Genomic DNA, 6,175 nt, shown 5'->3' on the forward strand with positions numbered 1-6,175 from the left:
CTTCTAGAAACTGTCATTTGTTCTCCTGGCCGCTTCATTCACGCTGATTATTGTATAAGTTAATCAACCAAAAGATATATTTGGGGCTTAAAGATTATGTCACAACAAATTATACGTCAAAAAGATACTAATGCTTGGATTCTTCAGTGCTGGGTTTCTTTTATTGTTGCCATTTCCGCAACTACTGTCGGTGTGATTTATTTACAGGTAGATCCTTGGCAAAAGGCTTTTATGGGTATGGGTTTAACTTTTTCGGTTGGCTCGTCTTTTACTTTAGCAAAAACCATTCGCGATAACAATGAGTCAACAAGATTGACTGCGAGAATCGATGAAGCGAGGGTTGAGAAAATTCTCGCGGAACATCATCCTTTGAAATAAGATGACTCGGCGGTTGAAACCGCTTCTTGTCAAACAAAGTCCGCCTTCGCGGACTAAGAGCTCGAAAACGTGAAAGTTATATGTTGTTGCATAAAAACAGCCCGCGCGGGCTGTTTTTGTTGAGCTTGATGGGAAAACCTGCGGATTTCAATGGCTACCTTTGAACTTACGATCGCCCTTATTTTTTTGGCGCTGGCGAACGCCGGCCTGAACCGTAGCCATATCTACGGGAAAGCCAACGACAGGAATCACCTGATCCTTGCGTTCTTCTTCCAGATTCTTGAGTTCGGTGTAATCAACCCAGTGAATGCAATTTACCGGACAAGTGTCCATCGCCTCAGCAATCAACTCTTCAGAATCCCCGTCTTGTCGGACTACGCGCGATCGCCCGTAATCCGGCTCAATGTAGAAAGTATTTCGAGCAACATGAGCGCAGTGCTTGCAGCCAATGCAGGTAATCTCATCAACATAGACACCTTTTTGGCGAAACACACCGCCCAATTCCGGTTCCAAACCAGAGCGATCGGGCGCATCCCGCAAAAATCCGCCCAACTCCGGTTCCAAACCAGTGCGATCGGTTGCTGTATCTATTCCGAGTCCAGAAAGCTCAGACATTTAGATCCCTCACAATAGTAATAAGTCCTCCACGCGCTCCGACAAAGCACTGAGCGAAGTCGAATGTGTTTCGCGAATTTCCGGTTTAACTGAGATGTTGCACCATTCTCAATAAGCCTTTTATGAACAGGCAAGATGCCTGTTCCACAAAGACTGAATTTTCTTGTGGAACAGGCATCTTGCCTGTTACGCATCTAAGCACACCAGCGCTGAACCACCAAGCGGATCGAACCGTCTTGATTTTGCTTTTGCTCAGAAACTTGGAAACCCTGCTTAGCGCTTTCATTCACCACAGTATGGTAAGCGTAGCGCTGAGTCACCTTATTCAGAAAACGGTCTACAGACCAAGCTTGCTGCCAAAATTGCAGATCGGCCACCAATTCATACTCAGTCCCGTTCCAGCTAAAACCTAAGTCATAGCCGTTTTCTTGCTCGATTACCACCTCAGCAGTGCTGGTGAGGCCGCGATAGCCGCGCACCTGTGTCGGGCCCGACTTCCAGTCGATACCCAAATCAGTTAAAGCAGCTTCCAAAGAATTCAAATTGCGGATCTGGGTCTTAATTTGGCTAAAGTGTGACATGATGATTCCAAAAAAATTTAAGTGAACTCAACAAAAAAGATTACCAATCGCTAAAAGCCACTTGGGTCGTCGCTTCGGCTGACTGATTGAGCGCAAGCGCGAAATATTCAGACGTTGACTCTTGATGAAGCACCACGCCGAGCTGGGCTTCAATAGCAGCCGTTACCTCAGCGCAGGAAGCACCGACGATGCCGGTGACTGTTTCCTGTACGCGGCCATCTGGATAAATCACAAACTCTAGTGTTTCCATAATCCGGGCTGAGTGAATAAGAACGATGAAATGCAGACACCGACGCCCGATCGCCGGGTACGATGCCTCCTGAAGTCGATTCTTGAGAGTTGGCTGACTCGCCACTATATCAATTTTGACTAATTGATAGGTTTTGAGTCACAACTTAACAGAACTTATTAATATGTAGGAGCAATACGTCAGTGTTATGTAAAGTTTCGCGTACATCGTGACATCAGTCAAGTCGATCAGTTTGAGATTTGAGAAAGAGGAGGAAGTTCGGCAACGGATTGTGTAGCCGACGTAACGGATGTAATTGATGTAATGGGTGGATGTTGAGGTTCGAGGGTAGAAGAAGGATTTCTCCCAATCTCCCAATCTCCCCCTCTCCCCTCTGGCGGCTGCGCGCCCAAACCGAGAAAACCTAAACCGGCGGCTTCTAGCGTGGCTGTACCAGTGGAAAGAGTTGCTCGTACAACGGCGGGAGACTTCCCGGCCAAATGTGGCGAAAAATAATCTGCAAGTCGCTGGCGCCCAAGGCTTTGACGGCCAAAACAAATTCTTGTTCGCGCAGAGATATTCATAGATCGATCGCGCACCAGTTCTCGCGCCAGATGGTGGATGTTAGATGTTTTTTTGTAAACACCTTTAAGATATAAAAGAAAAGGTAAATTTAAAACCGCAATGACATCAACCCTGCTCAAAACCTCCGCCCGATCGCCCCTCAACGCCCCAACAGTCCGCCATTTCCCCAACGGCCTGACAGTTATAGCCGAACACTTACCAGTCGATGCCGTCAACCTCAGCGTGTGGATGAATTTAGGCTCAGCCGTCGAATCCGACGAAATCAACGGCATGGCTCACTTTTTAGAACACATGATTTTTAAAGGAACTCCCAGCATCAAGAGCGGAGAATTTGAGCGGGCGATCGAGCAGCGCGGTGCTGTCACCAATGCCGCCACCAGCCAAGATTACACTAACTATTACATCACCACAGCTCCTAAAGATTTTGCTGAACTAGCTCCCCTGCAAGTCGATGTCTTGCTCAACGCCAGCATTCCCGACGATGCCTTCGAGCGGGAACGGCTGGTAGTATTGGAAGAAATTAGACGATCGGAAGACAATCCGCGCCGCCGCACCTATCAGCGATCGGTGCAATTAGCCTTTGAAGTCCTGCCCTACAAGCGACCGGTACTCGGCCCGACTGCCGTCATCGAACAGCTTACCGCCCAACAAATGCGCGATTTCCACAGCAGCCGATATCAGCCAGGGGCGATGACAGCAGTCGCTGTAGGTAATTTGCCGGTCGAGAGGCTCATAGAAATTGTCGCAGACAGTTTTGCCTCCAAAAGCACAGCACAAAATCGCCCAATAAATCCGCCAGATGCCGGTAACTTTAACCCAGAATCCGAAATTCTCAACTACGGCAAAGAATCGCCGTTTACCGAAACAGTCCGCCGCGAATTTGTAGACTCTGCCCTCCAGCAAGCCAGACTGATGGTGATGTGGCGAGTACCCGGTTTGCTGGAAATGTCCGAAACTTATGCCCTAGACGTTTTGGCGACAATCTTGGGCCACGGCCGCACAACTCGCTTGGTGAAGGAGTTGCGCGAAGAAAGAGGGCTAGTTTCGTCAATTTCCGTCAGCAACATGACTCAGCGACTGGGGGGAGTATTCTCGATTTCAGCTAAACTAGCGACAGAAAACTTGGAAGCAGTCGAATCAGCGATTGTCGGACACATCCGCACCCTGCAAACCGAACTGGTGACAGATGCCGAAATTTCCCGCATCCGCACCCAAGTAGCAAATCGGTTTATCTTCGGTAACGAAACTCCGAGCGATCGAGCAAGTTTGTACGGTTACTATCATTCAATGCTAGGAGATATCGCTCCCGCCCTCAACTATGCAGCCTGCATCCAAGCTATAACAGCGCAGGATATCCGGGAAGCCGCCGTCAAATATCTGTCTCCCGACGCGATGGGGGTTGTGGTAATTCGCCCCGAATCGGCATAAATCCGATTTCCTTCTAAACCAGGCAATCGTTTCTTTGCCAAGCTAGGAAGAGTTTCAAGGGCGCAAAGATGGTAAGCCGCCGCCATCTTTGATTTGAGAATACTGCGTGAAGTTCGATCGCACTCTGCCTTAAAGGTTTTGTATCGAATCATGAATTTAAAGCTTTTAAGGTACGGGCGATCAGTAGAATGGCCGTAATTTTCTGAGAGTATAAACTTGGAATCGTTGAAGTGTGCAGGGAAGCATGAAATTACAAAACTTTCTCAACTCAAAAATTAGGTACGATGTCAAAGCAATCGCTGCCGACAACGAACTCAGCCGCCAAATTCAAAGCCGCCTCATTGACCTAGGTTTACTGAAACCTCCAGTAGACGGCATCTTTGGCCCTCTTTCTACCGCCGCCCTCCACCGATTTCAAACCTTGATGAAGTGCGGCGAACCGGGTTTTTTGGGAGCAATCACAGCCAAAAAGCTGATCGAAACCAAAACAACGGACATTCCCACACCTCGCCCGATCCTGAAAACGACCAGAGACACTATTTTTAAATCAAAACCCCTAGCGTCTTCTCAACTTCAGGAATCAGAAAAACAAGTAATCCCAGCGGGAAAAGAGTTTGAACTGCTGGCTTTTGTTCCAATTCGCGGCCACATCAGAGTTGCTCTCCGCAACCAGTCTTTCAAAAATTCAGGAATTTGGTATGTTTACGGAGGACACGCTCAAGTTACTTTAGACGGCGTTTTGCTTTATCCCAAACCAAACCCGCCAACTGTCAGACTTGGCATTCCTTATCGATCGCAATTAGATAATTTTTACAATCCTACAGGTGCTTGTAACGTAACTTCCATAGCGATGTGTCTGGACTTTTTGAGAGTGCCGCGGCGCAACAGAACCGGACAATATGAAGACGAACTCTACGAATATGCGATCGCCAAAGGTTACAGTCGCTGGGACCCCTATGATTTAGCAAAGATTGTTAGAGATTACGGCGCTCAAGATTACTATACCGAGAACGCAACTATTGATGACGTTCAAGATTGGCTGGCCAGCGGAAATCCCGCCGTCATCCACGGATACTTCACGTCTTTCGGTCACATTATAGTTGCTGCTGGCTACGACAGCGAAGGATTCTTCGTTCACGACCCCTATGGCGAGTGGTTCCCAAGCGGCTACAACACAAGTGTCAGCGGTGCCTACTTGCACTATTCCTATCGTTTAATCCGCAGCGTATGTATGCCTGACGGAGATTTTTGGGTGCATTTTATATCGAAGTAATTGTTAAGAGTCATTAGTCATTAGTCATTAGTCATTAGCTAAGAGATAAGATGCCTCTTGGATTATTCGGCGATTGAAATCGCTCTTTGTCAAACCAAGTCCAAGCAGATGGGGACTAAAGAATAAATGGGCTATTCCAGGAGAATTTAGCATTAGCCATATTTTCGTTCACTAATGACCAATGACTAATGACTAATGACTAATGATTTTCATACTCAAATCCAGCCAAGCCGATCGCGTAATTGGAGCACTGGTAGAAATATAATCAACTCCGGTTTCCGCCACACTCCGAATAGTTTCTAAAGTCACATTCCCGGAAGCTTCAATTTTCACCCGATCGCTCTTTTCGCGAATTATTGCCACAGCCTGCCGCATTAAGTCAAAGGACATATTATCTAACATGATAATATCCGCCTTGTGCTGCAATGCTGTCTGCACTTCGGCGAGAGTTTCGGTTTCGACTTCGATTGTCAGCGGATAGGGGATAGAATTGCGAATTAGGGCGATCGCCTCGGCAATTCCTCCAGCCGCTGCAATGTGATTATCTTTAATCATCACCGCGTCATCTAATCCCATCCGGTGATTGCAAGCACCGCCGACTTGAGTTGCGTATTTTTCCAACAATCTCAATCCCGGTGTTGTCTTGCGGGTATCGACTAATTGCACTGGTAAATCGGCAATTTTGTCAACATATTTTTGAGTTAAAGTAGCGATGCCGCTCAAACGCATTGCCAAGTTTAATGCTACTCTTTCTCCGGTTAGCAGCGCGTCGAAATTGCCGGAAATCTCGGCGATTACTTCTCCTTTTTCGCACAGTTTTCCTTCGGGTACTTGCGGGATGAAACTGAGGCTGCTATCTAAAAGTTTAAATGTGCGATGTGCGATCGGCAATCCCGCAATGACTCCAGCTTCTTTGACTATCCATTTAGCGGTACCCTGGATGCTGGCTGCGGGAAATAAGGCCGATGTTGTGCGATCGCCCCTACCGATATCTTCTAGTAGCCAGTTGTGCAATAGGGAGTCTAAAACTATCCAAGGCGGTAATATTGCTGTCATGTTTTCTTTTTGATTCGTGCTACTAGGAAC

The 6,175-nt window shown here is 47.4% G+C and carries 8 protein-coding genes; 3 read left to right on the top strand and 5 right to left on the bottom strand.

What is annotated here, in order from left to right; translation table 11 throughout:
• Positions 1–96 precede the first annotated feature (96 nt).
• Positions 97–378, top strand: a complete 282-nt coding sequence (locus WBA89_RS23035; RefSeq protein ID WP_333088697.1) for a YiaA/YiaB family inner membrane protein — start codon at positions 97–99, stop codon at positions 376–378.
• 147 nt (positions 379–525) lie between these two features.
• Here WBA89_RS23035 and WBA89_RS23040 read toward each other — a convergent pair whose 3' ends face one another.
• The 4 genes from WBA89_RS23040 to WBA89_RS23055 all read right to left on the bottom strand — a co-directional run bounded on the left by WBA89_RS23040 (position 526) and on the right by WBA89_RS23055 (position 2,387).
• A complete protein-coding gene (locus WBA89_RS23040) occupies positions 526–993 on the bottom strand; it encodes a ferredoxin (RefSeq protein WP_424409730.1) in 468 nt (155 codons plus the stop codon).
• Positions 994–1,187: 194 nt separating this feature from the next.
• A complete protein-coding gene (locus tag WBA89_RS23045) occupies positions 1,188–1,574 on the bottom strand; it encodes a DUF1257 domain-containing protein (RefSeq protein ID WP_341736333.1) in 387 nt (128 codons plus the stop codon).
• A gap of 40 nt (positions 1,575–1,614) precedes the next feature.
• On the bottom strand, positions 1,615–1,824 hold the full coding sequence (locus tag WBA89_RS23050) for a DUF2997 domain-containing protein (protein WP_424409739.1): 210 nt from the start codon (positions 1,822–1,824) through the stop codon (positions 1,615–1,617).
• Between the two features lie 227 nt (positions 1,825–2,051).
• Positions 2,052–2,387, bottom strand: coding sequence for a hypothetical protein (locus WBA89_RS23055; protein ID WP_424409731.1), 336 nt, complete (start codon positions 2,385–2,387; stop codon positions 2,052–2,054).
• A gap of 100 nt (positions 2,388–2,487) precedes the next feature.
• Here WBA89_RS23055 and WBA89_RS23060 point away from each other — a divergent pair, with 100 nt between their 5' ends.
• Together WBA89_RS23060 and WBA89_RS23065 are read left to right on the top strand one after the other, a co-directional pair.
• On the top strand, positions 2,488–3,816 hold the full coding sequence (locus WBA89_RS23060; RefSeq protein ID WP_424409732.1) for a M16 family metallopeptidase: 1,329 nt from the start codon (positions 2,488–2,490) through the stop codon (positions 3,814–3,816).
• A gap of 244 nt (positions 3,817–4,060) precedes the next feature.
• On the top strand, positions 4,061–5,089 hold the full coding sequence (locus WBA89_RS23065) for a C39 family peptidase (RefSeq protein WP_424409733.1): 1,029 nt from the start codon (positions 4,061–4,063) through the stop codon (positions 5,087–5,089).
• Between the two features lie 192 nt (positions 5,090–5,281).
• On the opposite strand, the gene nadC is transcribed toward WBA89_RS23065, so the two are convergent.
• On the bottom strand, positions 5,282–6,145 hold the full coding sequence (gene nadC, locus WBA89_RS23070; RefSeq protein ID WP_424409740.1) for a carboxylating nicotinate-nucleotide diphosphorylase: 864 nt from the start codon (positions 6,143–6,145) through the stop codon (positions 5,282–5,284).
• Positions 6,146–6,175: the final 30 nt, after the last annotated feature.

The sequence above is a fragment of the Microcoleus sp. genome, assembly GCF_049646505.1.
Taxonomy (GTDB): Bacteria; Cyanobacteriota; Cyanobacteriia; order Cyanobacteriales; family Microcoleaceae; genus Microcoleus.

Coding starts and splice junctions, on each gene's coding strand:
- nadC (WP_424409740.1), bottom strand. CDS start 6,145: ATGACAGCAATATTACCGCCTTGGATAGTTTTAGACTCCCTATTGCAC.
- WBA89_RS23050 (WP_424409739.1), bottom strand. CDS start 1,824: ATGGAAACACTAGAGTTTGTGATTTATCCAGATGGCCGCGTACAGGAA.
- WBA89_RS23035 (WP_333088697.1), top strand. CDS start 97: ATGTCACAACAAATTATACGTCAAAAAGATACTAATGCTTGGATTCTT.
- WBA89_RS23040 (WP_424409730.1), bottom strand. CDS start 993: ATGTCTGAGCTTTCTGGACTCGGAATAGATACAGCAACCGATCGCACT.
- WBA89_RS23055 (WP_424409731.1), bottom strand. CDS start 2,387: ATGAATATCTCTGCGCGAACAAGAATTTGTTTTGGCCGTCAAAGCCTT.
- WBA89_RS23065 (WP_424409733.1), top strand. CDS start 4,061: ATGAAATTACAAAACTTTCTCAACTCAAAAATTAGGTACGATGTCAAA.
- WBA89_RS23060 (WP_424409732.1), top strand. CDS start 2,488: ATGACATCAACCCTGCTCAAAACCTCCGCCCGATCGCCCCTCAACGCC.
- WBA89_RS23045 (WP_341736333.1), bottom strand. CDS start 1,574: ATGTCACACTTTAGCCAAATTAAGACCCAGATCCGCAATTTGAATTCT.